The 498-nt window shown below is 60.2% G+C and carries 1 protein-coding gene; it reads right to left on the bottom strand.

The annotated features are described in order from the left end of the window. The coding region (locus J5M56_RS24560; protein ID WP_243430900.1) for a phospholipase D-like domain-containing protein at positions 1-498 on the bottom strand (498 nt) is incomplete at both ends.

Raw genomic sequence — 498 nt, 5'->3', positions numbered from 1 at the left:
CATATGTTCCACGGCGGCGGCGAACTCGCTGTCGACGGTCAGCAACATCACTTCGAAATTCAGGCGAAACGAGCGATTGTCCAGATTGGCGCTGCCGATGGCGCTGATTTCGCTGTCGATCAGCACCACTTTCTGATGCAGGAAACCTGGGCGATAGCGGAACACCCGCACGCCGGCACGCACCGCCTCGAAGGCATACAGGCTGGAGGCGGCATAAACGATGCGATGATCAGGCCGCGACGGCAACAGCAGGCGCACATCGACACCACGCAACACCGCCAGCCTCAATGCCGCGAACACCGCTTCGTCCGGGACGAAGTAAGGGCTGGTAATCCAGACCCGTTGCGTTGCTGCGTGAATGGCTTCGACGAAAAACAGCGAGCAGGTTTCGTAGGCATCCGCCGGGCCGCTGGCGAGCAATTGGCAAAGCACGCCATCCTCCGGATACGCATCTGGAAGGATCAACGGCGGCAGAGTACGAGCAGCCCAGAACCAATC

The sequence above is a fragment of the Pseudomonas sp. 51_B genome (assembly GCF_017491595.1).
In the GTDB taxonomy this organism is placed as follows: domain Bacteria; phylum Pseudomonadota; class Gammaproteobacteria; order Pseudomonadales; family Pseudomonadaceae; genus Aquipseudomonas; species Aquipseudomonas promysalinigenes.
The sequence above is the reverse complement of the archived record's forward strand: the minus strand, read 5'-3'. Positions and strand labels throughout refer to the sequence as shown.